This is a genomic window from Nitratiruptor sp. YY08-10 (genome assembly GCF_016629565.1).
GTDB lineage: Bacteria > Campylobacterota > Campylobacteria > Campylobacterales > Nitratiruptoraceae > Nitratiruptor.
Map to the genome: position 1 here is coordinate 1,741,860 of NZ_AP023057.1, position 24,598 is coordinate 1,766,457.

Genomic DNA, 24,598 nt, shown 5'->3' on the forward strand with positions numbered 1-24,598 from the left:
CTATCACGCTTTATAGATTTTCACCGCACATTTTTTGTAGTCAGTCTGTTTGGAAATTGGACAGGTTGCATCCAATGTTACAAGGTTGATATATACCCGCTCATCAAACCAAGGTACAAACACTAGTCCTCGAGGTGGTCGGTTACGACCGCGTGTTTCAACCCTTGCTTTACATTTACCTCTTCGGCTTTCAATAACAACCAAATCACCTCGTTTAACACCTCGTTTTTTCGCATCTTCTGGATGCATGTAACAAAGCGCTTCTGGGACGGCTCGGTAAAGCTCTGGCACCCTCATAGTCATCGTACCACTATGCCAATGTTCAAGCACACGTCCTGTACAGAGCCATGTATCATATTCATTATCAGGTACTTCAGGTGGCTCCATGTAAGGTCTAGCAAAGATTTTTGCTTTGTTTGGCAAATGAATTTTTGGTTTATTTTTATCAGGTCCTGTGAGCGATCCTTGTGGAATCACTTTGAGTGCATGTCCATAGAATGCAAATTCACCTTTTACATGACCAAGCTCTTTTTCTCGTTTTGCATATGGATCGTAGTTGACATTGAATCGCCATGGTGTATCTTTACCGTTGACAACAGGCCATCGAAGCCCTCGAACTTTATGGTATACATCAAATGGCGCGTAGTCGTGACCTCGTCCTTCACCAAATTTTCTATACTCTTCCCAAAGTGCTTTCTCAAGGAAGAATCCATACCCTTTCCATGGCTTACCATCGGCACCGATGACATTTCGTTTATCACCTTCAGCTGTGGTATTTCCATGACCATTAGCAATTGGATCAGGCCATTTGAAGCTTCTGTAGTAATCATTTGCAAAAAGGACATCAAAGAGTGTGTCATCTGGACTATATCCCATTTTTTTCGCTTCATCAAGAACATTTGGAAGCACTGTGCCATCAGGAAGTTTCCACTCTTTCCATACCTCTTTGAGTTTAAATCGTTTTGCGAATTCAGTGTATTGCCAAACATCTGGCATCGCATCACCAACTGGTGTTACTTGCTGTCTCCAGTGTTGAGTTCGGCGCTCTGCGTTACCATATGCACCCCATTTCTCATAGATCATCGCACTTGGCAAGATCAAATCTGCAACTTTTGCACTGATACCTGGATACCCGTCGCTCACTACAATAAAGTTGTCCATATTGCGTGCAGCTTTGATCCAGTGGTTCGCATTTGCTGTATCTTGCCATGGGTTACATACATGCACCCAAGCAAATTTTATTTTGCCATCTTCAAGATCTCGCATTATTTTTACGATATGGCTCCCAACTTTTGGATTGATTGTTCCTTTTGGAAGTTTCCAAATCTTTTCTGCAATAGCTCTATGTTTTGGATTGAATACGACCATGTCGGCTGGGAGTCTGTGTGCAAATGTACCAACCTCACGTGCAGTACCACATGCACTTGGTTGACCTGTAAGAGAAAATGCTCCGCTTCCAGGCAACGCTTGTTTACCAAGCAAAAAGTGTACAACATAGCTCAATTCATTATCCCAAGTTCCTCTGGTATGCTGGTTCATACCCATTGTCCAGAAACTTACAACTTTTCTACCTTTTTCTACATAAAGGTCTTTAAGTCTTTGGAGTTTCGCTTTGAAGCTCTCTAAACTTTCATCTGGATCACCCTTGGCAACTTTTGCAACGTAATCAAGGGTATATGGTTCAAGTGATTTTTTAAACTCCTCAAAACTGATCGCCCAATGCTTTCCGGCAGCTTTGACATGCTTCATTTTCATAACATCAGCATTGCCATATCCAAACGGTGCAAGAGCTCTTTTTTCATCTTCTGAAAGTTTTTTATGGTCTTGATGCCAAACTGTCTCCATCTCTTTTTTGCTGTATCCAAGCTCTTCAGCATGTTTTGGATTTCGCATTCCATAACCGATATCTGGATATCCTGTAGCAAATACGCAGTACTCTTTTACAAAGTTCCAGTCGATTGCATCTGGATGATCATAAACGATACTTCTTGCGATATAGTTCCAGATAGCCAAGTCTGTATTTGGCTTAAAGATGATTACATCATCTGCCAAGTCACAGCTTCTGTGTGTATAGGTTGAAAGTACGACAACTTTCACTTTATTTGGATCGGAGAGTTTTCTATCGGTACATCGTGCCCACAAAATCGGGTGCATCTCTGCCATATTCGATCCCCAAAGCACGATGGTATCAGTAAGTTCTATGTCATCATAACATCCAGCAGGCTCATCGATACCGAATGTCTGAATAAATCCCGCAACTGCACTTGCCATACAGTGTCTTGCGTTTGGATCGATGTTGTTACTTCTAAAGCCTGCTTTCATCAATTTTGCAGCTGCATATCCTTCCATAACAGTATACTGACCGGATCCAAAGAAAGCAACACCTGTTGGGCCTAGTTCGTTATAAGCCTTTTTAAACTGTTTCTCCATCTCATCAAAAGCTCGTTTCCAGCTAACTGGTCTAAATTTACCATGTTTATCAAATTCACCTTTGTCATTCATTCGAAGGAGTGGCGTTTTCAGTCTATCTGCACCATACATGATTTTGGCAGTAAAATACCCTTTAATACAGTTAAGTCCTCTATTTACCGGTGCAAGCGGATCCCCTTTTACTGCAACGATACGATCATCTTTCGTTGCAATCATAATCCCACATCCAGTACCACAGAAACGGCATACCGCTTTATCCCAGCGCCATCCCTTTTGCGCTTCATTTGAAGCTGCTTCAACTTCTTTTGGAACACTCAGTCCCACTGCACTCGCAGCTGCCGCAGCCGCGCTACTCTTGAGAAAATCCCTTCTACTCAGTGCCATGTATGCCTCCTCTTATCTTGCTAATAAGCAAAGATTAATTTCACAACATAACTATTGTACCTCGATAACCTTAAGTGAATATTGATATAAATCAAAATTAATAAAAAAAATTAAGATAAAATTTGTCTTATTTTGATTTTGGTCAATTTTTTTAAATCGAAATTTTTGTAAGATAAAAAAAATTTATCAAAGGAATGAAATGGAATATCCAAAGTTTTTTGATCAAGTAGAACCAATCACGTTATATGACCCATTAGCAGACTTCTTAGGTGCATTTGAAAATGGAGTCGTAGATATCCAATATAAAGATATCGCCCTTTTCGCAGGACACTCTTGTCCAACGGTAGCAGGATGCTATCTGATGGCAAAAATCGGTCTTCAAAAGCTCTTTCCTGACACTTTGCCAAGACGTGGAGAGATAGAAGTCCATGTTAGTGGCGCAAAAGATGAAGGCGTTAATGGTGTCATTGGCAATACAATTGCCTATATTTGCGGTGTCAATGATGAATCAGGCTTCAAAGGGATCGGACCAAAGTTCGATCGAAGCAACAAACTCTTTTTTGGTAAAGGATTTAGTGCACAAGTACGCCTTAAAAGGATAGATACCAAAGAGCATATTGATCTTTCATATGACCCTTCTATAATCCCACCACATCCCCAAATGAAAGAGCTTATGAAGGTAGTTTTGATGGGCAGGGGCGGCATAGAAGAGAGAAAACGATTTCAAACATTATGGCAAGAAAGGGTTGCTAAAATTCTCTTAAGTAAGGAGTTATGGAGTCAACTCGTACAAGTCCATTAACTGCTGATATAAGTCTTCACTTGATCGGTCGACTCATCACAAAAAACTTTATATCCTTTCTCTTTAAGGGTATCGATGAGCGGCTCTGGCTTAAAGTCTGATGTAAGCACAAGAACCGAACCTTTGGGTAGAGACTTCAGCTCCTTTGTCACTTCTGCCAATGGATTTTTCCCTTCATCCAGCAACTTATCGGCATCCAAGGTTATCGATGGTGTTTCGAAACTCCAATCAGGCCGAATCTCTTGAGACTGCCGTTGAACCTCAACAGCTAAAGGTTCCTGACCCACCAAAGATCGAAGTTGATTGACAAGATCCACCGGATCCATGCCACCGACTACAGCAGCCTGTTTGACCGAAGCAATTTTTGCCACCGTTCTTCGAAGTATTGGATTTTTCAGCTTTTTAAATTTTGGATTGATTTTGATAAGTTCTTCTTCCAAAAAGGGATACTCCTTTAAAAGATCGGCAATTTTTGTATCAAGCGTTATCTCCATATCTTCTCTCCTCGCCTATATCGTATATACATCACGACAAAATCTTTGATAATCAATACAAATGAATAGATCCACAAAATATCCAAGATCCAGTTCCGCGGATAATGCAGATAAAAATAGAGTATGGGAAGACCTATGACAATAGGCCATTTGAGATAGTAAAAAAAGAGTATGCCTGCCCCATACAGATGTCGGAAAAAAGCTTTGAGCTCTTTCACTGGGCACCCAACGCTTTTTTCACTACATCACTGGCCATAGAGATATTCCAAGGTGGATCCCAAACAATCTCAACCGTCACATCCTTGACACCTGGAATTTTCTCAACTGCCTCTTTTACCCACTGCTGCATCATCTGATGCAGAGGGCATCCTCTTGTAGAAAGGGTCATTTTTACATGGACATTGTTCTCTTCATCGATATCCACATCATAAATAAGTCCAAGGTCCACAAGGTTGAAACCAACTTCTGGATCAATGACTGTTCGTATCGCATCATATACCTGTTCTTTCGTCACTTTAGCCATTTTCACTCCTATATTGCAACATCCATCGCGTACTTACTACCAAAAAGAGAGCCCCTGCAAACAGAAAACTGGCTCCCGACTTCAACAATATGTCATTTTCAAACAACAGTCCCAATGCAACAAAAACGGATCCAGCCAACGAAAACCAAAACTGATACTCCGCCTGTTTTTTTGGAATCATCTCATGCAACATTGGAACTTTCTGTTTCCCTACCAAAGCACTGAATCTATGGAACCAGACCAAAAAAGGGATAATTTTATATAGATGTCCATTAATCAAAAAAGCAAAAAAGACAAAGAGGGACCATACTGCCGTATGCAAAATATTTGATAACGATCCACCGCTCAGCAGATAAATAAAAGCCAACACAACACCATAAAGAAAAAATCCATACCCTGCAAACATCGATTTGGACCAGATATCCCTCTCTTTACGAATTCTGACTTTGTAAATAAGAAGTATCTGATACAGATAGGCTCCAACGGAAATGAAAGCAAGAACGTAGCCTACTACACGAAAAACGGTCCATCCCAAAAATGCACCAATCAATACAAATGCAACACTCCATACCATCAATGTAAGAGCAATATGTACCGGTCGTTCATCAAAACCGTGGGCAAGACCAAACATTGGAAGGAGCACCAAGGAAATTCCATAAATGGTTATCATCACGTATCCACCAAGTACAGCAAATACATGAGCTTTTATGACATTTTCTATATTGACACTCCAAAAACCGCTAAGAGTCAATGCCATCAAAAAACCGCTCAAAATTCCTACGAGTAAAAAGATATTGGAAAGCTTTACTGCTTTTACTGTAACACTTTCGAGTTGAGTTTTTCTGATAGTGAGAAAAACATCGATAGCAAATATGATCATCGATGCGAGTACCAAAATCCCGCCAAAACTGATCAAAATAGGATCAAACCAAAAACCTAAAACCAGGAGAATTGTCCCCAAAAGCAGTAAAGGAAATATCACATAGAACCAGTCTACACTAAAATGTCCTGTCTCCAAGACTACAGGAACCAACTGTGCCATGGCTCCGAAAATCACCATCATCACATATCCAAGTAAAAAAAGATGCACCCATCCGGCAATTGAAAGATCCAAAAAGTCAAAGGATGCCGGATAGAAAAGAAGCGCACCGGTAGCAATAAGATAAAAAAGCACTCCGGATATAAAAAATGGAGCAATCAATTTAAATGGCGGAGCAAACTCTTTTGAAATATTGAACACCCTCCCCCTCCTTTTTAGCCGTGACAGCTACTATCGTTCAAATTCGCTTCTTCGCTCTTTCCTGGTTTATAACTAAAAACAAGCTTGACTCGTCCATCAGGAAGATCTTCTTTTTCGATATCATAATTTTCTTCTATTTTATTGAGCAAACCCATTGGCATTTTATGGTTGATCATGATAAGTTTTACATTTGGCGAAGTAATCAGTTTTAAACCAGCCATTGCATTGACCATCGGCTCTGGCGGTCCACATCTTGAAGTATCAAAGGCATAATAGGTTACACCATCTTTTTCAAATTTATAAAAATCGACAGTAGCCCCTTCCACATTTACTTTTTGGGCATTTTCTGGAATCAGTTGCATCACATCCCCCCCTTTGTTAAGTATATGGGGGAATTGTATCAGTGTGTCAATGGTGTGTCATTGATATATATCAATCCTCATCGCAAGCCAGTTTGAAAATATCTTGACGTCTAGCAATAAAATCCTTACAACGATCACAAATAGGCTCACCACCACGATAGACAAAGGGTGTCTTACATTCGCTGCACGTCTCAAAGGTAAATTCAATCAGCTCCTCACCTCTATCAAATGCCCAGGAAACAATATCGATTTGCTCTTTATCTTTTACTACTTTTACTTTACAGATATCATTGCAAATATCACAATCGATACATCGTCCACTCATAAACCAGATAGCCGTACCCTCTTTTGCATAAAAAAGTGCCTGCGTTGGACAAAACTGCACACAGTCTCTACAGTTGGTACAGTTTTGATCAATTGTCTTGCTTCCTAAAAAAGAGAATGTTGTAGGTACTATCGTATTTGGAATATCGGACAATTTCGTTTTGAGGCTGTTTTTTAAAAGAGTCTGCTTCATAGGAAGCCGCTCTTTTTCGTTTTGCATATCCTTTAAACGTTCTTCTTGCGTTATCTCTTTCGTAGCTTGGAAAATTGTTTTGAAAAAGGTTCGTCTATCCTCCTGATAGACCCCTTCTTCCAATTCCTTTGTAATACCAAGGGCTTGTATAAAAGCATTCGCTTCATCCATGCGTTCTTGAATCGATTGCAATGTACGATTGTCTGGATTGAGTTCACACCCCTCACAATGACTCAGATCACATAAAACCTTCTCTTTTCTAAGAAGAAACGTTGCAAAATGCTCTGTATCAAAAACACTCAAACAAGGTATGTCTTTTTTGCAGGAGAGTAAAACCTCATTTTCTTGCTGTTTGAGGATATATTCATTTGGATCAAAAAATTCAAGACTCAAAGCTTCACTTGGACAAATCCCCAAACAGACTCCACAGTTTGTACATTTTTGTACATCAAGGGTAAGTCTGCCCCTATCGAAAAAAAATGCCTCTTTGGGACAAATATCTATACATTCAGTGCAGTTATTGTGGTAATAATCGGTACGAAGACATTTCAAAAAATCTATCTCAAAATGGTTCCCTGTCTGTTTATAGTGCATCTATCGGATACTCCTTCTTGAGCATTTCGTAGTCGTTGAGCATATAATCGATAGTAAAGTCGCAAAGATCCTTGTAAAAAGGAGTATTTGCCACACCTCTCATTGCCGTCAAATAGGGTGGTACCCACTGCAAAAGATGATCTCGCAAAAATTTGAAAGCTGTTTTATTTTCGTTTCTATAGGCCAGATTTTGCATAAATGCAAACTCGATAGAGATATGATCTGGAGCAAGAATTTCTGTACGATTCATATCGATTTCATATCCATTTTCAAAGTAGAAAAACATCACCGGATTTTGCAAACCTACAAGAATCTCTCCAGTGCTGTCTATAACAAGAGATTCCACAGGTTGTGAATTGATGACAAAAAGAGAATTGAAATCGATATTGAGTTCATCAAGAAGTTTATCTAGATCGTGTGTTTCGATATATTCTTTGGCATCTTCTCCAATAGTTTCTAATAGTTCCGGACTGTTTCGAAGGTCCTCAATCTCTTTTTCCCCAAGCTCTTTTTCAAACATTCTCGAAAGAAAAGCGTATCCGAATGCACGGGTTTTATTATCCAAGTTGTATCCTTACGAATAGTGATAGAGTTATGATAGTAGGCAAAGGCTAAAAAGAAAATATACAAAAAAACTAATTGAGTGCCCCAAAGGGCAACTCTATTAGAGACAACCTTTAAAGAAAGATTTTTTTGGAGGAGGAGGTGCTTTGAACTCTTTCACATCGATTGTCTTTTTATCACTTTCCAATGTTCCTATCAATGTGACTTCATTTCTATTGCCACCCTTTTCTATCAATTCTGCTACATTGACACCCGAAGGCTTGACATAGTAGATTTTGTTTTCATCGTGGACGTAAAGGACAATTTGTCGTTTCTCAGGATCCCCTGGATTCCAGTTTTTATAGCATCCTTCACTCCCACAGTGATACGTCTCTAGACGGCAATCCGCAAAAAGGTCATTTTTTGCACACCACTCTGTTGTCAAAAATCCCTTTTTTTCAAACTCTCCGCTGCTTGCAAAAAGTGTTGCAGCAGCAAAGAGGCTCAATACTACCAACTTTTTCATTTTTCAACCTCCGCTTTGAGTGTCTGCATATATGCCACCAAATCATTTATCTCTTGTGGTTTTAGGTAATTGAATGGAGGCATTGCAGAAGTTCTGTGACCTTTGTCATCCACTGTATACCATGCAAAGTTCGGATGAGAGTTTCTATTGTATCCAGGTACCACAACCGCATTTGGATCAACAATAGATTCTTTGATGTATGCAGCAGTTGCTTGGCCACCAATGTTGCTTAAATCTGGAGCCATATACATTGGAGCCATTTCGGCACCTTTCCATCTATGGCAGCTTGCACAGTTTGTCATAGCAAGCTCTTTTCCCTTCTTCACATCGCCGCCTACTCGCTCACTGACAACTTTTTCAAGTGCTTTGTTTTTTGCACCTGGCAGTTTTACGGCAATCCAGCTAGAGAGTCTTTTCAATCCATCTCTTTGTAGCTCTTTACCATCCCAAACGGCAATTGCAACAGCAAACTCATTTTTTGCAGGTTTCGCATATGCATCTTTTATAGGGCGTACTACCATACCTCCCCATTTATGATATTTTTTTACATAGTGCATATCGGTTCGGTAGTTGGCAGAGTCGTCCTTGATCTCTGTCATACTTCGAAAGCCTTCACTGACAAATGCTTTTTGGTAAGGTCGAACACCTAACTTTTTGACCTCTTTTTTAAATTTTTTGAGATTTTTTCCAAAATTGTTTGTGTTGTGTTCATTGACCTGATGCGCAACGTCACCATTTCCGTTTGGCTCGTATACACCTTGTCCATATGCTTTTCTAAGATATATTGCAACAGGTCTTCCATCACTTCCCATACCGATATATGGAAGTTTTTCAGGTTTGCTTGCATCACTTGCGAATTGGACGGCAAAGCCATCAGGATAGATATCACTCTTATAGCCTTTATAGACATCTTTCGTTTTATCTGGCCATCTCGTAACAATGGCTACATTTTTTCCATCTGTAAATGCCGCTACCTCAACAACTTTTGCTTTTGCATCTTTATTCAGCTCGTTTGCTTTTTTGTCATTAAGATGCACAGTTGTTTGAGGATAGACAACCACTTTTTGAAATTTTGCATATTTACGAATCAGTTTGGAACCACATTTAAGATGTTTCAAACTTTTCACTTTAACCGCAGTAACAACATTCCCAGCGATACTGAATGATGCAGCCAGACTGAGGGCTGCTGCTATCGTAACTACTCTTTTCATGCGTGCACCTTAAAATGGGATATTGAAGATGGTTTTGTATGTTTACCAGCCACATATCGTTCATCTACAAGTGGTAATGGCTTCATACCTTTTTTCTTAGCCACTTCAACGTAATAGTTATGGTCAAGTCTGAACATATCTTGATGTTGATACGCAATCAAGATATCCATAAGTTCAGATTCTCCCGTTTTTTTACGTTTTTCTCTTTCAGCTTTAATCGTTTTTATCGCATCGTGGACAGCCGGACCAAACAGTTTTTCCAACTCCTCCATAGGAATACGATCACTTCCTTCAATAATTTTACCGTTCTCATCAAATTTTGGAGGAGTATCTACCGGTGGAACATAGTAGACGTTTGGCTGTGTTCCATAATCCGGTCTGAGTGGCAACGCCACTTTGTATTTATGAACAAGTTTATATACTTGACTCTCCTCATCATCCAAGAATCCTACAAACCGAATTCTCCCGACACAGCTTTGCGCACAAGCTGGTGGAAGACCTTGTTCAATCCTTGGGAAACAGAGAATACACTTTTCACTCTTAGAGATTTTGGGATTGAAATAGATCTTTTTATAAGGACATCCTGCGATACAGTATCGATATCCCTGACATCGATCGAGGTCAACCAAAACAACACCATCTTCTTCTCGTTTGAAGATAGCATCTCTTGGACAAGCACTCAAACACCCAGGATTTGAACAATGGTTACAAATCCTTGGAAGGTAAAAGAAATAGTTGTCCATTGGGAAGTTACCGTCACCTTGATCTTCATCCCAGTTTGGTCCCCAAGTAGGGCTTTGATCAGGTCTAAAACCGGGCTCTGGTTTGTCACTTAGCAGGTTTTGTTCTGCAAGTGACTCATAGTTATAATCCCAAGGTACTCCATAATCTGCTTCGATGTTTGGAATGATACCGGGCTGGAGATCGCCAGCGGCATCAAACCCCCCTCCAAGTTCCATCCATTTTTTTGGATATCCGTCACCTGGATAGGTTTCAACATTGTTCCAGTACATGTACTCACGGCCATTTCTGTTGGTCCATTGAGTTTTACATGCAACTGTACAGGTTTGACAGCCTATACATTTGTTCAAGTCCATTACCATTGCTAATTGTCTTTTAGACATGCCAACTCCTATTAATATGTAAACTTCGTAGATTTTTCGATATTCACTGCGCCATCATACGCATACTGGTTACCATCCCAAAGACCACCAAACTTCAAATGTCCCCAACCATCAGCGAGTTCCAAAAGGTTCAATGACATTGGAACACACTCATTATGCCCTTTGTTAAAGAGATATTGGTATGGTTCCCAACCATGTTCCATAACCAGCGTATCAGGAGCTACAGATGAGCTCACCTTTGCCATTGCATAAAACTCACCAAGCTCGTTAAAAACTCTGATGGTATCACCATCTTTGATGCCTTTCATTTCGGCAATCTTTTTATTGACCGCGACATATGGTACCCCTCTTTGGAGTCGTTGTAGCGTTCTACTGTTTTTCCAGTTAGAGTGGATAGACCATCTTGCATGCGGTGTCATCAGCATAAATGGATTCTTTTTGTTCTGTGGTGCCAACGGTTTAAGTGCATAGTTTGTACCGTTTACAAGTTTCAAATATGTTGGATGGTCAACATAGAAAGTCTGTCGACCTGTCAATGTCTCGAACGGTTCAAGTTTGAATAGTGTAAATTCACCAGAGTTGTATGGCCTATCTGCATAGAGCGGACTCATTTTTGCAGCTTTTTCATTTAACTGCAAGAATCCACCTGCTGCATACATTTTCTCCATCGTCCATGGTGCATATTGCTCACATTTTTCAAGTGCAGCTTGAACGGCAAGTTTGTCCGTTCCCAAGTATGGCTCCATCGCCGCTTCAGACTCTTCGTCTGTATTCGTATACTCTTTATAAAAGTTCGCTAAATCTCTATATCCTGTTTTTGCATATTTTTTACTATCTTTTACTTTTGCCTTCGCTTTGTTTTCTGGTCTATTCGCTATTTCTTCAAGTTTTTTTGCCAAGAATGCAAAAAGACTCCACTCATCTTTTGCTTCACCAACTGGCTTCATATTGGCAATTGGCTGAGCAAGGTTAGTAAATCTGTGATATCCCGGACTTGTTCGCAAATCATACACTTCATAGTGAGATTTCGCAGGTAAGAGAACATCAGCAAACATTGCTGCCTCACTCATTTTATAATCAACATATGCAAAGAATTTCGTCTTTTTGAGGAATGCTTTTCTATACTCGCTTCCTTTGTTACGTCTAAATTTAGAATCAGCAACAATGAGTGCCACTTCTGGAGTCCACCAAGGCTTATAGTACTCCTCTTCTTCTGTTCTATCTTTTCCGTCTTCTCCGTTTTTCAGAGCCTCTTCGATAATTTTGATATATTCGCTCTTACTGATTTTGCCACCAGTTGCTCTTTTGACATCTTCATCACTGAAATACTCTTCAAATGTTTTGAGGCCATCACCAAATACAAACTCACCGACAAATCCAGATCCAAATCGTGGTTTATATTTTCCGCTAAATCCAGAGAGTGCACCGAGTCCACTCAAACTAAATTCGTTTTCGGTATTGAGCCCACCATATGGTCCAAGTCGACCTGTCAAGCCACAGATTGAAGCAATATTCCAGATATTCAAGATACCATTATGGTATTTGTTCAAGCTAAATCCAGTTGTGATTTCAACAACTTTTGGTAGCGCGATCTCTTTTGCAAGTACCTTGACAGTATCAGGATGCACACCGGTAATTTCTTGTGTTTTTTCAGGTGCAAACTGCTCTACATTTTTCTTAAAAAGTTCAAAAACAGTTGTCACTTTAACTTTTTTGCCATCTTTTAGTGTTACTTCCCACTCTCCTTCAAGCTCAGGATCGATGCCCATCTCACTGATATCAAGAGTTTTGTGTTCGCTACCTTCGCTTCCAGGCATTAAAGCGATTTTGCCAGTTTTTCTGTTCATAGTATAGAACTGTGCCTCATAATGCTCATGATCCTCTTCTTTATGAGGCTCTTCTAAATCAATTCTTCGAAGAAGTTTTTTGTTGTCTAGTCGCACCAAGAATGGTAAATCGGTATAGATCTTCATATATCCTGGTTTATACCATTTGTTTTTCAAAATCTCATACATAACGCTCATTGCCAAGAACTGGTCTGTTCCAGGCTTGATAGGAATCCAAAGATCAGCTGATTTTGCAGAAGCGTTAAATTCAGGAGTAATAACAATAATTTTTGCTCCGTTGTATTTTCCTTCCCAAACGAAATGGGCATCAGGAATTCTTGAGACACTTGGGTTACCGCCCCAAAATACAGCAGTATCGACTGTATACATAAAATCATACGTACATCCAAGGTTACCCTCGCCATAAGCAACGGCTGCACCACTAAACATATCTCCTAAGTATGAAGCAGGATAGATTCGATATGCACCAAGTTGTGTAGAGAATCTAAGCGGTGCTCCTCGTCGACCTTCTGTTAAAAGACCCGTTCCAGCATGAACCATAAGTCTCTCTGGACCTTTTTTAGGATCCGTCATAACATCCCAAATTTTTTGTGCAACGATTTCAGCCGCTTCATCCCAGCTTATTCTCTTCCACTTTCCTTCTCCTCGTTTGCCCACTCTTTTCATAGGATAAAGGATTCTGTCTTTTTCATACATTACTTGTGAATGCTGAATCCCTTTGTTGCATCCACGAGGGTTGAAGTCAGGGATTTTTGGGTTGATTCTAGGATACCGCGCACTCTGGTTTTCACGAGTTACCACACCGTTATTACCCCATACTTCCCAAGCACAGTTTCCTTGACAGTTTACACAGTGATACGCATATCCATGTTCCTCTTTTTTTCCGTATGTAAACCCGAATTCATTTCTGTACATCTGTTCTGTATATGTCGTGTTGGGATAGTTGTGCTTCCCATTTTCTACTTTAATCACATCTGTTTTTGCAAACAAGCTTCCGCTGCTTGCTACCAGTGCCGCCGTAGCACCTGATACTTTCAGAAAGTCTCTTCTTTTGTTATTCACTGCTGTACTCATACGACCAACTCCTTATCGTCTAATAGGTAAATTCATATCGTTGCCCCACTCATCCCAGCTTCCACTATATACTTTCGCGTTAGGATATCCCAATAATTTAAGGGCTGTGATGATATCAGATCCCCGTCCGGTTCCAACTTGGCAGTATGCATAAATTGTTTTGTCTTTTGTCACACCCATTCTTTTAAACAACTTTTCCAGCTCTTTTTTGTCTCTGAAGCTAAGCTTACGTTTAAAATCGGTAATATTTTTCCATTCGATAAATTTTGCCGTAGGAATATGTCCGCCTCGTGCAACATTATCCATTTTTCTTTCACCAATGATCTCTATCATACTTCTTGTATCAATAATGACATATTTACTTTTATCACCCTTTTTGAGTCTATCAAGTACTGCATGGTACACTTCGTTTTTTCCTGCAACCCAGCTCAAATCGACTTTTTTCGGGTCGATTCTATAATGTTTTGGTTTGATTTTTCTCTCTTTTTCTGGGCAGAGGTATGCATAGTGACCGTTTCCAAGGTCAACTTTTTTCACACCTCTTTGGATAATGAGTTTCTTTGCAAGTTTTTTCATTTTCTTTTTGATAGCTTTGTATTCAGCTTTCAATTTTTTGTATTCAGCTATATTTCCGGCTTTTTTAGCCTTTTTGTATGCTTTTTTAATTTTTCTAGATTCTGCTTTTAGCTCATCATATTTCTTTTGATTTGGATCCAACGCTTTGATCTGCTCTACACCGCCATCAAGAACATACACTTTCTTGTGCCCAAAGCTTTTGAAAAATGCCAGTACACCCGTTGCATTTGGACCTCTATAGTTATCGTATGCGATTATGATTGTATTGTTGTCAATTCCATGCGCACCAATATAGTGTTCTGCCTCTTTCGGACACATAAACAGCGGAGCACAATGCATTCTCCCCATAATATCGGAGTGGTGCAAATGGTGTGCATACATATCTACCGAACCCTTGATATGACCATTCTCAAAGGCCGTTTCACTGTCACCACTCACAAACATGACTCCCGGTTTGCCTATAAGCTTGTACGCCTCTTTTGCACTGATTGTCAACTGCTCTTTCGCAAAAGAAGCACCAGCAACTAAAGCCAACATCAAGATGGCTTGCAACAACCTCTTCATTGCATCTCCTTATGGATAATATCATACGCGCTTATACCCGTATTTAGGGCATCCTTGCACTCATTCCCATTATATTTCCAAACCGTTAAAATGAAACTTAAACAATACTTCATATCCCAATATCAGGGCTCTTTTCAAATATCACTGTCTCATAATTGCGCAACTTCGCTCTTTGCATCAAAAAAATTTAACTCATTTCCAAATAAAAATGATACGTTGTAAAATTTCTTTTTTTTGCTACTATATAAAGAAAAAATAGGAGAAAATCTGTATGAATAGAGATGAAGCGTTGGAACTATTGGAAAATAAAGAGCTTCCATTAGAAAAGGTACAGGCTATTTTCAAAGCATTCCAGGATGATATGGAAATAGTCGGCATGGTCGCTATGAACTTAAGCTTACGAACAAGTGTCTATAATAGAGAAAAAGGAAAAAGTCCTATCATGACACAACTACTTATCGAACTCAGTGAAGTTGAGGATATGGGAAGCCGATGGGCTGTAGCAAAAAACCCCCACACTCCAGCAGAAATATTGGAAAAACTCTCTCAAGACAGCGTCAACCTCGTTCGAGCCCTTGTTGCAACCAATCCCAATACTCCAGTACAATGCCTTTATACGCTTTTTGAAGATGAAAAAATTGTACGAGATGGCATCAGCGGAAATCCCAATGCACCAAAAGAACTTTTAGAAAAACTCAGCCAAGATAGTGATAAACTGGTACGGCTTAGAGTTGCAGAAAATCCATCTACACCAAAAGAGATTTTAGAAAAATTGATTGAAGATGTGGATAAGGATGTAAGCAAAGCGGCTGAGATACGGTTGAAGGAGCTTTCATGAAACAGGATCAAGGTTTCAGCATATTTGAAAAGCAGATTTTGGCACTGCATTATAATGGTACATATATTACCAATTTTGAATTTCAGCAAATCGCCAAAGAAGCCGGTTTGGAAGTGGATTTGGCAGATAGAGAAAAGATGCTCAAAACGATTTTACAGCAGGCAAAAGCAAAAAATAAAGAGTTGGAACTCATCGGTGCTTTTACAAAACTTCTCAACAACCGCATAAAAACATATCAAGACCTCTTGCAACAATTTCCAGAGTCAAAAGAGATTATCGGCGGCTATATCCAAAAAACAAGAAGTACAATGATGCTCATTCAGCAAAGACTTCGCACAAATCCATACGAATAGGAGAATAGTATGGAGAAAAGTATTTTAGAGCTTTTGAAAAATGTACAGTATCCAGGTCTGAGTAAAAATATCGTCGAACTCCGTACCGTTGATTCCATCAAAGAGGAAAATGGAAAACTAAAAATCGTACTCAATATGGCCAACCAAGAGGCTTTTCCTATCATTGAAGGTGCTATCAAAGATCTTTTAAAAGATAAAAATGTAGAGGTTGCTCTTAAATCTCAACCAAAAAAATCGATCAATTACGGCTCAACTGCAAAACCAAACAACAGAGCGCCATATGCCAAAAATGTTATTGCCGTTACCAGTGGGAAAGGGGGTGTTGGCAAAAGTACAGTAAGCACCAATCTTTCCATCTCATTAGCACAAAAAGGGTATAAAGTTGGACTTCTGGATGCAGATGTATACGGTCCAGATATCCCTAGGATGGTAGGAGTCGAGCATGAAAAGCTTCGCTGGGGCGATAATGACAAGATAATACCCAGTGAGAATTTTGGCATCAAAATCATGAGTGTCGGCCTCACCACCCCATCTCCTGATACGCCGCTTGTATGGAGAAGTAGCGTGGCTGTGAGTGCCTTGATTCAATTTTTAGAAGATGTCGACTGGGGAGAGCTTGATTTTTTAGTTATTGATATGCCTCCAGGTACCGGTGATATTCAGCTCACTATGGCGCAAGAATTGCCAATTACAGCAGGAGTATTAGTAACCACTCCTCAAATGGTTGCAGCCGACGATGTCAGCAGAGCCATCATGATGTTCAAAGATATTGGTGTGCATATTGGAGGATTGATTGAGAATATGAGCTATTTTATCGCTCCAGATACTGGAAAACGCTACGATATTTTTGGAAGCGATGGAGGCAAAGCTTTAAGCCTTCAATACAATGTCCCACTCCTTGGTCAAATCCCGCTTGAGATGGATATACGAAAATTAAGTGATGAAGGTATGCCTCCAGTAGCTATGGGAGAAGCAAGACATAAAAAATATTATCAAGAGATAGTAGACAACCTTTTGCAAACCACAAAATTCAACCTTGCCTCTTAAGGCAAGGCGTTTTCGATCACATTGACCATATCCTTTTGCGCTTTTTCTAATATCTTGATCAGTTTTGGATCTTTGAGACTGAGTGTAGCAATCCAGTTATAGATATTTGGAAAAACTATATTCATTGTATTCGTTCCTCTTTTTTGATATACAGCCATTGTACACGGCGCAAAAACCCCTGCTTCCGGACGTACTTTTGAAATATTGTAGATCACTTTCAATTTACAAAGAGAATAGGTATCATAAAAGATGAAATCATTGATTTTTGCCTCTTTGAGGTCATAATTGAAATCGTTGAAATTCGCCATAACAAACCCGATGGGTTTCAAGCCATCTTCTATCATCATCTCAAGTTCATCTTTTGTATCCAAAGCTTCTTCATCATCTACTTCGAAGCTGTATTTCGTAAGAAGTTTTTCTTTCACTTGCTGCGGCTGATAATTTAAAGTGACCCTTGTTGCTCCGGGCAGTGCTTTTTTCAGTGTTTCAACATCCAATTTTTCAAGTTTCTTAAAATAACTGTCCAGTTCATGGGTACCCAAAATATGTGCTTTTGCTTTCGCACTCAGTACGCCCGCATACGTTCTTTCTTCACCCTTCTTTTTATAAATAACAATGCTATAGGGTGCAAAGATCCCGCTATCTGGATATTGTACCACTGTGTCCATTGCAATTTTTGGATAATAGACAGTCATCAAGGTGTAGATATCGAAATCTGTCTGTTTAAACTGTTTTTTATATGGTCCGTTCATATCTCTATTTTGCTGTATAGAGTAACCTGCTTTTTGAAACACCTCTTCTATGTGCGCAGGTGTCACTTTTGCCTTTGTTGCAAACAATATGATATGATCATTTGCAAAAAGTGTAAGGACAAAACTCAATAGTACAATTATCTTTTTCATTCATTCTCCTTCATGGTCGTATATAGATCCAGCCTTTGAGGTCTCGTTCCACCAACTCCACTATACCGGCAGTCACGATCTCTACCCCTTCGATAAGATCCTCTTTTTTTATATTTTTCGTTCGCATCGTATTGCCACAGGCGATGAACTCCACATCATATGTCATGAGACTTCGCACTCTTGCAGCAATCTTCTTCTCTTTTTTCAGAAGCGTGCGAATACCTTTTGAATAGCAAATAATCGCTATCATTACCTTTTCTGGTCCATAAAACTTCATCACGTTATTGGCTGAACTTAAAACATGATTGATCGATTCATCATCCCCTTTGGTAATAGGAAAGACAATCTTTCTTGGATTGTCAATGCTAGGCTCCGGCTTAGCAAACTCCGTATCTGCAACCAGAAAAGATAAAAATAGAAATAGGCCCATGAGCGCTCTCATTTTCGCACCTCATCAAGTATCTTCAAAAAATCCTCTTTTTCCCAAGCTCCGGGAACTGTTTTTATAATCTTCCCCTTAGGCGTTATGAAGATAAAACTGGGGGTAAGATTCCACTCTATACCCAATGGAAGTTTCTGTTTTGTTATATCCACTGGGATAAATATGAAATGTTGACGTAATCTCTCTTGCACCTCTTTATCTTTGAGTGTCGTCTTCTCCATCCATCTACAGTAGTGACACGTTGGAGAAGTCGCTTCAAGAATGATGATTTTATTCTCTTTTTTTGCCTGTTGCAAAATTTTGTCAAAATCAAATCCTCTTTTTTTCGGCAATACGTCACTTTTTTGATCATATATCCATGCAGCTACTTTTTCCAAATCCTCATCGCTGATATCTTTGATAGCTGGCATCGTTTCAAAGTGTTTCAACACCGTTTTAGAACAGATAGAGTTTTGTCTGTCAGGATGTTTCACATACTCTTTGACAAACTCTATCGCTTCCATTTTTTGGAACTCTTTGTCCCCATGGGGATCTCCTACCTTCGTTTTGAGTCTATAGGAGATCTGGTTGATTGAGGGAGCTTTGAGATGTAAAATGGCATTGTCATGTAAAAAATTTTTCTGCAATGTTTTTACATCCACATGTTCAAGATGGCATGAGGCACATCTTTGTTTGTAGACCTCATACCCTTGAGTCGCTAAAAGAGGAAGCGATAACAAGAACAGCGCGATGTAGAACATTGTACTCCCTAGAACAGATAATTGATCTCAAATCGATATTCGTTGTAGGATGGATCAGCTTTGAGTTTTCCATTGATATCATATGTATTATCATCTCCATTTACGATACCTGTTCTAAACTTGAGATAGAGACCTGGAATGGATTTGACTTTCTCAACAAGATCAAGATGAACGATGTTGCTATCTGCCTGTACTCCTGCCTTGTCATCATCAAAATCTTGCATGGCATATCGTAGGCTTGCTTTGAGTCCAGGAACGAGACCCGCTTTGTCAAAATTGACAACACCTCGGACCATCCATGTTTTGGTATTGGCATACCAGTTGTACTGTGCCATCGCTCTTGTAAAACCGCCTGTTGGGAAACCCCTCCATGGAGCGATGATATCTGCATCATCCGCTACCTTCGAGTAACCAACCCTTGCCCACCAGATTTTGTTTTTGGCTTTCAGATCAAGGCGTGCCATCCAAACAGAGCTGTCGACACTGTATGGATCATCGTACCCTGCACTTTTTCCTTTCAAGTTTGCAACAGCCGCACCAGTAGCTCGTGCTACATCATCGGCACCTCTGTCCCACTGCTTGATATATCGAAAACCAGGTACAAGGTTATAGTTACCTACAGGTATCTTGTAGTGCGCTTCAATCGCACCAAGTGCTACAACTTCTGGAACAGTCGTATAGTTGAGTTTCAGTTTTAGATTTGGAATGAGACTTTTGTTTGCAATTTCAGCAACGATCAAGTCATGATTTGGATCTTTTCCAGCAGCAACGAAATTAGCATAACTCAAGGCTTTATTCACTGCACTGTCATCGTTGTTTGCCCAACTCTCACCATTTGCATCTTTAAAAGTGATTACATCGTGAAAAGAGGTATGATCTCTTAGCTTTTGCTTTAAAAAGTACGCTAACTTGATAGTCGTACCACTGAAATATTTACTTGTGAGACTGTATCCTTCAAAGGTATTTGGGATCATTTTCGTATCGTTACTTTTTGTAAGCATACTTTCAAATATTTGGCGTCCAACTTTTAAACTCGTTTTGTTTCGCTTATACTCAAGATATGCTTGGGCCAAAACCGTCATGCCAAATGTACCTTCCGTTTTAACCTTATACCTTGAAAATGTATCTTTTCCAGCTTTAACATACCCTACCTCATTTTTATCCATATGCCATGGGTTTTGAGATGTATACAAAGAAGCAGTGGCTCCAAATCCGTTCCAGTACGCCGTTTTATACTCGAAACTTCCACCGATTCCTATTGCCCAGTTGTCCTTCTTTTTACCACCGGTTAAATAATCTTCTGTATCCCAGTCCCAAATAAAAGAGTTAAAACGTAATCTTCCGTACCATTCACCTTTCGTAAACATTTCACTTAAACTATTTGCCTCACCTGGCAAAACATTGTATTTAAGTGTCATGTTTCCTTTGAGAGATCGTTTCTCTTTCGCCATTGCAGTTGTTGCTGTCGCTCCTGCTATACATACCGCCGCTGCTAAGCTTAATTTCAATAGTTTCATATTTTCTCCTTTCATTTATGAACAGATTCCACCCTTTTTGGGGCATCCACAGTCAAAATCGAGGATATTCACATTCGATTTGTTGGAAATATCCACCGTCCCTTTTCTTTTGACATAATCTACTACCACATCGTATACTGGCTTGATTTTTGCTTCTCTTAGGTTCTCACCTGCATTTTGTAAGTTCCCTCCCCAGGCACTTACTACATAGTTTCTGTCTGGATCTAGCTCTTTTCCATTAATTTTTAGATTTCGTATCCGCTTCCCACTTGGTGCAGATATCTTAATGTCATAACTCACGCCACCTAACCGACTCATATCACCGCCTTGCTGGTAGAGTGGGTTGGCATTAAATACGTTATCTGCGATATCTTCCAAAAGTGTTGCTATTTTTGCACCCTTGAGTTCAAATGTGTATACATCCGGATAGGTAATCGCAGTCATCTCATAGACATTGTCTACCAAAATATCGTCACCCGGCAACAGTGTCGTCCCCCATCGATATCCTGGCGTAAAAGATATTTCACAATCCATCGTATCACGAATCGCATCGCCTATGAGTGCATCGAATGTTGAATAGAAGGTGTCTCGCTTATAAAGCGTTCCCTTTGTCTTTCCGATAGCTTGACTTAGCTCTTTATTGTAAGGCCTGTACCACTTGTCAACCAATTCGATCCCTTTTTTGTCTGCTGGAATCAATTTTGATGCAACAGGAATCAGCTTATAGCGAAAATCCTTCACGCGTCCTTTTTGAATATCGATATCGAGTCTTCCTATAAATTTTCCGTGGCTTCCTGCTATAATAATCGTTGTCCCATTAATCGTGATCGGTTTTGGCCCGGGATCGTGCGTATGGCCACTGAGGATAAAATCTATCCCATGCACTTTCCTGGCCACCTCCTGATCTACACTAAATCCATCGTGACTCAGAAGGACAACACAGTCAACCTTTTTCTCTTTTCTCAGCTCATCCACATACCCCTGCAGTGAATCAAGCCGCAGACCAAAACTCCATCCTTCGGTAAAACGTTTTGGATTGGCAGTGGATGTAAACGGAAAAGATTGGCCGATAATACCGATCTTCGCTCCACCTACCTCCTTAATGGTATAGGGCTTAAAAACGGTTTCTTCAAATGTATCACTAAATGGATCATTATCTACCACATTTTGCGATACAAAATCCGCATTGAGTTTATCAAGAAGCTCCATTACCCGCTCTTTACCGTAGGTAAACTCCCAATGTCCAACCATCACATCAACGCCAAGATAGTTTTGTGCATCTACGATGGCTTCTCCTTTTGTTTTCAAAGCCACTGCCGTACCTTGCCAGGTATCGCCACTATCTAAAAGTAGCACATTGTCTTTGCCTCGGTCACGACGAACTTCGTCAATGATGGTTTTCATGTGGGCCACGCCACCCATTTTCCCAAATTTTTTCGCAAGCTCTTCAAAATTGAGATAGGTATCAAAATAGGCTTCCAACGTATTAGGCTTTATCCCGTAAAAGTCCATGAAAGCTTTTCCGCATAAAAAGCCCGGAGTCCCTACAAGATTTTTTGCACTGATAAGTGTTGATGGCTCCCTCCAGTAGAGTGGCTTTAAATGTGCGTGCATATCGCATATATGTAGCAGTGTCACCTTCCCCACAGGATCAAAATCTAAAATATCGCTTGCTGTCACCTCATCGGCTCTTTTTGCTGCATGGAGTTTCCCACCACTTGCACCCATAAGTCCTAAAGCTGCAGCGATATGCAAAAAATCACGTCTATTGATATTCATGATCTACCTTTTTAACCCTGGAATATGGATCTCTTCTCCCTGAGCCATGCTTGTTACATATACCTCAAGCGCTACCATCTGTGGACTTCCAAGAGGAATTTTGGCCAAAAGAGCGTTTTTCATACACTGCTGAAATCGCTTTTGCAGTGTAAACATCTTGCCTTTTGTCATTCTGTATGCTGGCCATGTGGCAGCAGCTTTCACTTTTGGTGCACCAAGATCAGGAAGGATCTGCATTCTCAGTCGCAAACCTACAACATCTGGGCTATGACAGCTATAGCAAGAGAGGCCTCTTTTACCTCGTCTGAGTTCAAACATCTGCTTGCCCAGTTTATAGGCTTTTTTCATATGCTCATTGGCATTCACATCGATATTGATCTTCTCTCCATTAGCAAGTGATTTTACATAGGCCTGCAAAGAATCCATCAATGCAGATTTGAGTTTATATGGCTTTTTACCCTGGTCATACATAAAAGCTTGCAGCATTTGATCAATGCTTACAACCATTCCTATCTTGTCTATATATCTTGGAAATCCGGCGATATACTTAGGAAGCTCATCTTCACTCACACCCAAAAACTTCGCGAGTGCTTCTTCTCCACCAAGTTCTTCCAAAATTTCTGCACCCTCTTCCACGAAAATGTCGGCTGGATTGTTTTCCAGCATCTCTTGATAAAGGGCGCGATCAGCTTCTGTCATACTCAGTTTCTCATCTGCAATGGCCATTGAAGAGGCCAAAGCAAGTGAGAGGGCAAAGGATAGTAATCTCTTCATGGCTTATCCTTTCGGCTTTACTTTTTTACTCTTTTCATGTACTTCACCAAGATTGTCCTTGTACACCACTTTGATTTTTCCAGGACCAGTTACTTTCATATTGATCGAAAAGTATGGATTTGTCGAAACAGTTTCCCACGGTAGAATTGTCGTGAATAGCTCATCATTGAAGTAGAACTTCACCTCATTGATATAGTGTAAAGGTTTGATTTTTCCTGTTTTTTTATCTTTTCTCATCCCTGTTTCCATTGGATGGATTACGATAAAATCAACTTTTACGATATCGCCAACTTTATATTTTCTAGGTTTGATTTTAATAATTGATTTTCTTTTCGCCATCTGTTGCTCCTTTTTTTATTATCCACATCCACCGATAGTTACTTTTACCGGTTTTTTTGCCATAATCGCACTTCCATTTTTCAATACAGCTACTGCTACGACCTCTTGTGTTCCACTCAGTTTGATACGTGTTGCAAAATAGGCTTTTCCATTTCTTGGACTCAAGAAAACATCCGCACATCTTGCGTTTGAGTTTTTCGTAGATAAAATATGAATCGATTTGACATTCTCAATAGGTTCGTCCACACTCACTTTTACAGGAACCACTGCACCATTTTCCGCGATTTCAGGAACAGTGAGTTTTACTTTTGCACTCTCTTTGGCTCCCTTTCCATCAGTAATCACAGAAAGCGCTTTTTTAAAATTAATGGCATTCTTTCCTTTTGGTTTGCTTTTTTTTGCATCTGCCAAAAGATTGACACTGCTAACGCCCACAAGACCTATTGCCGGTACGGCTCCTAACCCTTTTAAAAAACTTCTTCTTTCCATTATTTCTCCTTTTTCTCACTCACTACATAGGATGTAATTTCACAAATCTCTTTTGGTGTAAAAAGTTTTGTGGTCAAATTGACAGTCATATGCGTCGTTGGATTGAAAACTCTTGGATCTGCAATCTGCTGGTAAACATGTTGATAACTTCGCACACCTGTATCGATAAAAAGTTTTTTGTAGTTGTGCAAATCTGGACCGACATTTCCAGGTCCTATAGCACCTTCGATGTTGTGACAAGCGACACAGTTGCCATACTGCTTCGGCTTTTTTTTCCCATTGACGATAACATATCGTGTTAGTCCAGTAGGAGGAGCCTGCTTCGCCTTTTTCCCATTGAGATTATGGAACATAAACTTCCCACGAGCGATTGCCAAAGGATCTTTTGTAATACAGCCCTTTGGCATAGTGTATTTTTTTGGAGGGGGTAACTTATCCTTCTTTAAAATTTTCGTCGCATCAGGCGACTCAATGGCATTTTTGTAATCTTTCGCACTCACGCCAGTAAGCACTAAAGAGGAGAGCACCACTGCAATCAAACCCTTTTTCATGTCAACTCCTTCTTGA

General features: G+C 39.9%; 26 protein-coding genes. 4 read left to right on the forward strand and 22 right to left on the reverse strand.

The annotated features are described in order from the left end of the window. Positions 1-3 precede the first annotated feature (3 nt). Complete coding sequence (gene napA, locus JG735_RS09280; protein WP_201334791.1) at positions 4-2,814, reverse strand: nitrate reductase catalytic subunit NapA; 2,811 nt, start codon at positions 2,812-2,814, stop codon at positions 4-6. Positions 2,815-3,013: 199 nt separating this feature from the next. Between napA and JG735_RS09285 the strand changes: the two genes are divergently transcribed. Beyond that, positions 3,014-3,616, forward strand: coding sequence for an FmdE family protein (locus JG735_RS09285; RefSeq protein WP_201334792.1), 603 nt, complete (start codon positions 3,014-3,016; stop codon positions 3,614-3,616). Here JG735_RS09285 and JG735_RS09290 read toward each other — a convergent pair. The 12 genes from JG735_RS09290 to JG735_RS09345 form a co-directional block, all read right to left on the reverse strand. Continuing rightward, complete coding sequence (locus JG735_RS09290) at positions 3,613-4,110, reverse strand: DUF1858 domain-containing protein (RefSeq protein ID WP_201334793.1); 498 nt, start codon at positions 4,108-4,110, stop codon at positions 3,613-3,615. The two genes, JG735_RS09285 and JG735_RS09290, sit on opposite strands and share 4 nt — an antisense overlap. Then, positions 4,101-4,328, reverse strand: a complete 228-nt coding sequence (locus JG735_RS09295; protein ID WP_201334794.1) for a hypothetical protein — start codon at positions 4,326-4,328, stop codon at positions 4,101-4,103. Before JG735_RS09295 ends, JG735_RS09290 begins: the two co-directional genes overlap by 10 nt. Then, positions 4,325-4,633, reverse strand: coding sequence for a metal-sulfur cluster assembly factor (locus JG735_RS09300; RefSeq protein WP_012083179.1), 309 nt, complete (start codon positions 4,631-4,633; stop codon positions 4,325-4,327). The genes JG735_RS09295 and JG735_RS09300 overlap by 4 nt, the downstream gene beginning before the upstream one ends. After that, positions 4,626-5,873, reverse strand: coding sequence for a hypothetical protein (locus JG735_RS09305; RefSeq protein WP_201334795.1), 1,248 nt, complete (start codon positions 5,871-5,873; stop codon positions 4,626-4,628). The genes JG735_RS09300 and JG735_RS09305 overlap by 8 nt, the downstream gene beginning before the upstream one ends. Before the next feature lie 14 nt (positions 5,874-5,887). Then, entirely contained in the window at positions 5,888-6,235 is a 348-nt protein-coding gene (locus JG735_RS09310) for a hypothetical protein (protein ID WP_201335745.1), read from the reverse strand. A 70-nt stretch (positions 6,236-6,305) separates the two neighbouring features. After that, positions 6,306-7,346, reverse strand: coding sequence for a 4Fe-4S binding protein (locus JG735_RS09315; RefSeq protein ID WP_201334796.1), 1,041 nt, complete (start codon positions 7,344-7,346; stop codon positions 6,306-6,308). Then, positions 7,336-7,911: a molecular chaperone gene (locus JG735_RS09320; RefSeq protein WP_201334797.1), complete on the reverse strand. Its 576-nt coding sequence runs from the start codon at positions 7,909-7,911 to the stop codon at positions 7,336-7,338. The genes JG735_RS09315 and JG735_RS09320 overlap by 11 nt, the downstream gene beginning before the upstream one ends. Positions 7,912-8,010: 99 nt before the next feature. Then, positions 8,011-8,415 (reverse strand): hypothetical protein, encoded by a 405-nt coding sequence (locus JG735_RS09325; protein ID WP_201334798.1) that lies wholly within the window; start codon positions 8,413-8,415, stop codon positions 8,011-8,013. Further along, entirely contained in the window at positions 8,412-9,626 is a 1,215-nt protein-coding gene (locus JG735_RS09330; RefSeq protein ID WP_201334799.1) for an ethylbenzene dehydrogenase-related protein, read from the reverse strand. The genes JG735_RS09325 and JG735_RS09330 overlap by 4 nt, the downstream gene beginning before the upstream one ends. Continuing rightward, on the reverse strand, positions 9,623-10,750 hold the full coding sequence (locus JG735_RS09335) for a 4Fe-4S dicluster domain-containing protein (RefSeq protein ID WP_201334800.1): 1,128 nt from the start codon (positions 10,748-10,750) through the stop codon (positions 9,623-9,625). The genes JG735_RS09330 and JG735_RS09335 overlap by 4 nt, the downstream gene beginning before the upstream one ends. 11 nt (positions 10,751-10,761) lie before the next feature. Next, complete coding sequence (locus tag JG735_RS09340; protein WP_201334801.1) at positions 10,762-13,671, reverse strand: molybdopterin-dependent oxidoreductase; 2,910 nt, start codon at positions 13,669-13,671, stop codon at positions 10,762-10,764. A gap of 12 nt (positions 13,672-13,683) precedes the next feature. Further along, positions 13,684-14,811, reverse strand: coding sequence for a sulfurtransferase (locus JG735_RS09345; protein WP_201334802.1), 1,128 nt, complete (start codon positions 14,809-14,811; stop codon positions 13,684-13,686). 271 nt (positions 14,812-15,082) lie between these two features. Here JG735_RS09345 and JG735_RS09350 point away from each other — a divergent pair, with 271 nt between their 5' ends. From JG735_RS09350 to JG735_RS09360, 3 genes are read left to right on the forward strand one after another with little or no spacing between them, the layout of a single operon-like run. After that, on the forward strand, positions 15,083-15,649 hold the full coding sequence (locus JG735_RS09350) for a hypothetical protein (RefSeq protein ID WP_201334803.1): 567 nt from the start codon (positions 15,083-15,085) through the stop codon (positions 15,647-15,649). Further along, a complete protein-coding gene (locus JG735_RS09355) occupies positions 15,646-16,002 on the forward strand; it encodes a hypothetical protein (protein ID WP_201334804.1) in 357 nt (118 codons plus the stop codon). The genes JG735_RS09350 and JG735_RS09355 overlap by 4 nt, the downstream gene beginning before the upstream one ends. Before the next feature lie 9 nt (positions 16,003-16,011). Next, a complete protein-coding gene (locus JG735_RS09360; RefSeq protein WP_201334805.1) occupies positions 16,012-17,049 on the forward strand; it encodes an Mrp/NBP35 family ATP-binding protein in 1,038 nt (345 codons plus the stop codon). Here JG735_RS09360 and JG735_RS09365 read toward each other — a convergent pair. The 9 genes from JG735_RS09365 to soxX are packed head-to-tail and all read right to left on the reverse strand — an operon-like array spanning position 17,046 to position 24,582. Continuing rightward, on the reverse strand, positions 17,046-17,951 hold the full coding sequence (locus JG735_RS09365; protein WP_201334806.1) for a DUF302 domain-containing protein: 906 nt from the start codon (positions 17,949-17,951) through the stop codon (positions 17,046-17,048). The two genes, JG735_RS09360 and JG735_RS09365, sit on opposite strands and share 4 nt — an antisense overlap. A 10-nt stretch (positions 17,952-17,961) precedes the next feature. Next, positions 17,962-18,393, reverse strand: a complete 432-nt coding sequence (locus JG735_RS09370) for a DsrE family protein (protein WP_012083192.1) — start codon at positions 18,391-18,393, stop codon at positions 17,962-17,964. After that, entirely contained in the window at positions 18,390-19,133 is a 744-nt protein-coding gene (locus JG735_RS09375) for a thioredoxin family protein (protein WP_201334807.1), read from the reverse strand. The genes JG735_RS09370 and JG735_RS09375 overlap by 4 nt, the downstream gene beginning before the upstream one ends. Before the next feature lie 8 nt (positions 19,134-19,141). Next, a complete protein-coding gene (locus JG735_RS09380) occupies positions 19,142-20,650 on the reverse strand; it encodes an OprD family outer membrane porin (RefSeq protein ID WP_201334808.1) in 1,509 nt (502 codons plus the stop codon). A gap of 15 nt (positions 20,651-20,665) precedes the next feature. Continuing rightward, positions 20,666-22,429, reverse strand: coding sequence for a thiosulfohydrolase SoxB (gene soxB, locus JG735_RS09385; protein WP_201334809.1), 1,764 nt, complete (start codon positions 22,427-22,429; stop codon positions 20,666-20,668). Positions 22,430-22,432: 3 nt separating this feature from the next. Then, entirely contained in the window at positions 22,433-23,203 is a 771-nt protein-coding gene (gene soxA, locus JG735_RS09390; protein WP_201334810.1) for a sulfur oxidation c-type cytochrome SoxA, read from the reverse strand. Positions 23,204-23,206: 3 nt separating this feature from the next. Then, positions 23,207-23,542: a thiosulfate oxidation carrier complex protein SoxZ gene (gene soxZ, locus JG735_RS09395; RefSeq protein WP_012083197.1), complete on the reverse strand. Its 336-nt coding sequence runs from the start codon at positions 23,540-23,542 to the stop codon at positions 23,207-23,209. An 18-nt stretch (positions 23,543-23,560) separates the two neighbouring features. Continuing rightward, the gene (gene soxY, locus JG735_RS09400; protein WP_201334811.1) at positions 23,561-24,031 is read right to left on the reverse strand and encodes a thiosulfate oxidation carrier protein SoxY; all 471 of its coding nucleotides are present in this window, start codon (positions 24,029-24,031) and stop codon (positions 23,561-23,563) included. Next, on the reverse strand, positions 24,031-24,582 hold the full coding sequence (soxX, locus tag JG735_RS09405; protein WP_201334812.1) for a sulfur oxidation c-type cytochrome SoxX: 552 nt from the start codon (positions 24,580-24,582) through the stop codon (positions 24,031-24,033). Before soxX ends, soxY begins: the two co-directional genes overlap by 1 nt. Between the last annotated feature and the right edge of the window lie 16 nt (positions 24,583-24,598).

Excerpts from the sequence above, each read along its gene's own strand:
- napA (WP_201334791.1), bottom strand. The coding sequence starts at position 2,814 with ATGGCACTGAGTAGAAGGGATTTTCTCAAGAGTAGCGCGGCTGCGGCA.
- JG735_RS09285 (WP_201334792.1), top strand. The coding sequence starts at position 3,014 with ATGGAATATCCAAAGTTTTTTGATCAAGTAGAACCAATCACGTTATAT.
- JG735_RS09290 (WP_201334793.1), bottom strand. The coding sequence starts at position 4,110 with ATGGAGATAACGCTTGATACAAAAATTGCCGATCTTTTAAAGGAGTAT.
- JG735_RS09300 (WP_012083179.1), bottom strand. The coding sequence starts at position 4,633 with ATGGCTAAAGTGACGAAAGAACAGGTATATGATGCGATACGAACAGTC.
- JG735_RS09310 (WP_201335745.1), bottom strand. The coding sequence starts at position 6,235 with ATGCAACTGATTCCAGAAAATGCCCAAAAAGTAAATGTGGAAGGGGCT.
- JG735_RS09315 (WP_201334796.1), bottom strand. The coding sequence starts at position 7,346 with ATGCACTATAAACAGACAGGGAACCATTTTGAGATAGATTTTTTGAAA.
- JG735_RS09325 (WP_201334798.1), bottom strand. The coding sequence starts at position 8,415 with ATGAAAAAGTTGGTAGTATTGAGCCTCTTTGCTGCTGCAACACTTTTT.
- JG735_RS09330 (WP_201334799.1), bottom strand. The coding sequence starts at position 9,626 with ATGAAAAGAGTAGTTACGATAGCAGCAGCCCTCAGTCTGGCTGCATCA.
- JG735_RS09335 (WP_201334800.1), bottom strand. The coding sequence starts at position 10,750 with ATGTCTAAAAGACAATTAGCAATGGTAATGGACTTGAACAAATGTATA.
- JG735_RS09340 (WP_201334801.1), bottom strand. The coding sequence starts at position 13,671 with ATGAGTACAGCAGTGAATAACAAAAGAAGAGACTTTCTGAAAGTATCA.
- JG735_RS09345 (WP_201334802.1), bottom strand. The coding sequence starts at position 14,811 with ATGAAGAGGTTGTTGCAAGCCATCTTGATGTTGGCTTTAGTTGCTGGT.
- JG735_RS09350 (WP_201334803.1), top strand. The coding sequence starts at position 15,083 with ATGAATAGAGATGAAGCGTTGGAACTATTGGAAAATAAAGAGCTTCCA.
- JG735_RS09355 (WP_201334804.1), top strand. The coding sequence starts at position 15,646 with ATGAAACAGGATCAAGGTTTCAGCATATTTGAAAAGCAGATTTTGGCA.
- JG735_RS09360 (WP_201334805.1), top strand. The coding sequence starts at position 16,012 with ATGGAGAAAAGTATTTTAGAGCTTTTGAAAAATGTACAGTATCCAGGT.
- JG735_RS09365 (WP_201334806.1), bottom strand. The coding sequence starts at position 17,951 with ATGAAAAAGATAATTGTACTATTGAGTTTTGTCCTTACACTTTTTGCA.
- JG735_RS09370 (WP_012083192.1), bottom strand. The coding sequence starts at position 18,393 with ATGAGAGCGCTCATGGGCCTATTTCTATTTTTATCTTTTCTGGTTGCA.
- JG735_RS09375 (WP_201334807.1), bottom strand. The coding sequence starts at position 19,133 with ATGTTCTACATCGCGCTGTTCTTGTTATCGCTTCCTCTTTTAGCGACT.
- JG735_RS09380 (WP_201334808.1), bottom strand. The coding sequence starts at position 20,650 with ATGAAACTATTGAAATTAAGCTTAGCAGCGGCGGTATGTATAGCAGGA.
- soxB (WP_201334809.1), bottom strand. The coding sequence starts at position 22,429 with ATGAATATCAATAGACGTGATTTTTTGCATATCGCTGCAGCTTTAGGA.
- soxA (WP_201334810.1), bottom strand. The coding sequence starts at position 23,203 with ATGAAGAGATTACTATCCTTTGCCCTCTCACTTGCTTTGGCCTCTTCA.
- soxZ (WP_012083197.1), bottom strand. The coding sequence starts at position 23,542 with ATGGCGAAAAGAAAATCAATTATTAAAATCAAACCTAGAAAATATAAA.
- soxY (WP_201334811.1), bottom strand. The coding sequence starts at position 24,031 with ATGGAAAGAAGAAGTTTTTTAAAAGGGTTAGGAGCCGTACCGGCAATA.
- soxX (WP_201334812.1), bottom strand. The coding sequence starts at position 24,582 with ATGAAAAAGGGTTTGATTGCAGTGGTGCTCTCCTCTTTAGTGCTTACT.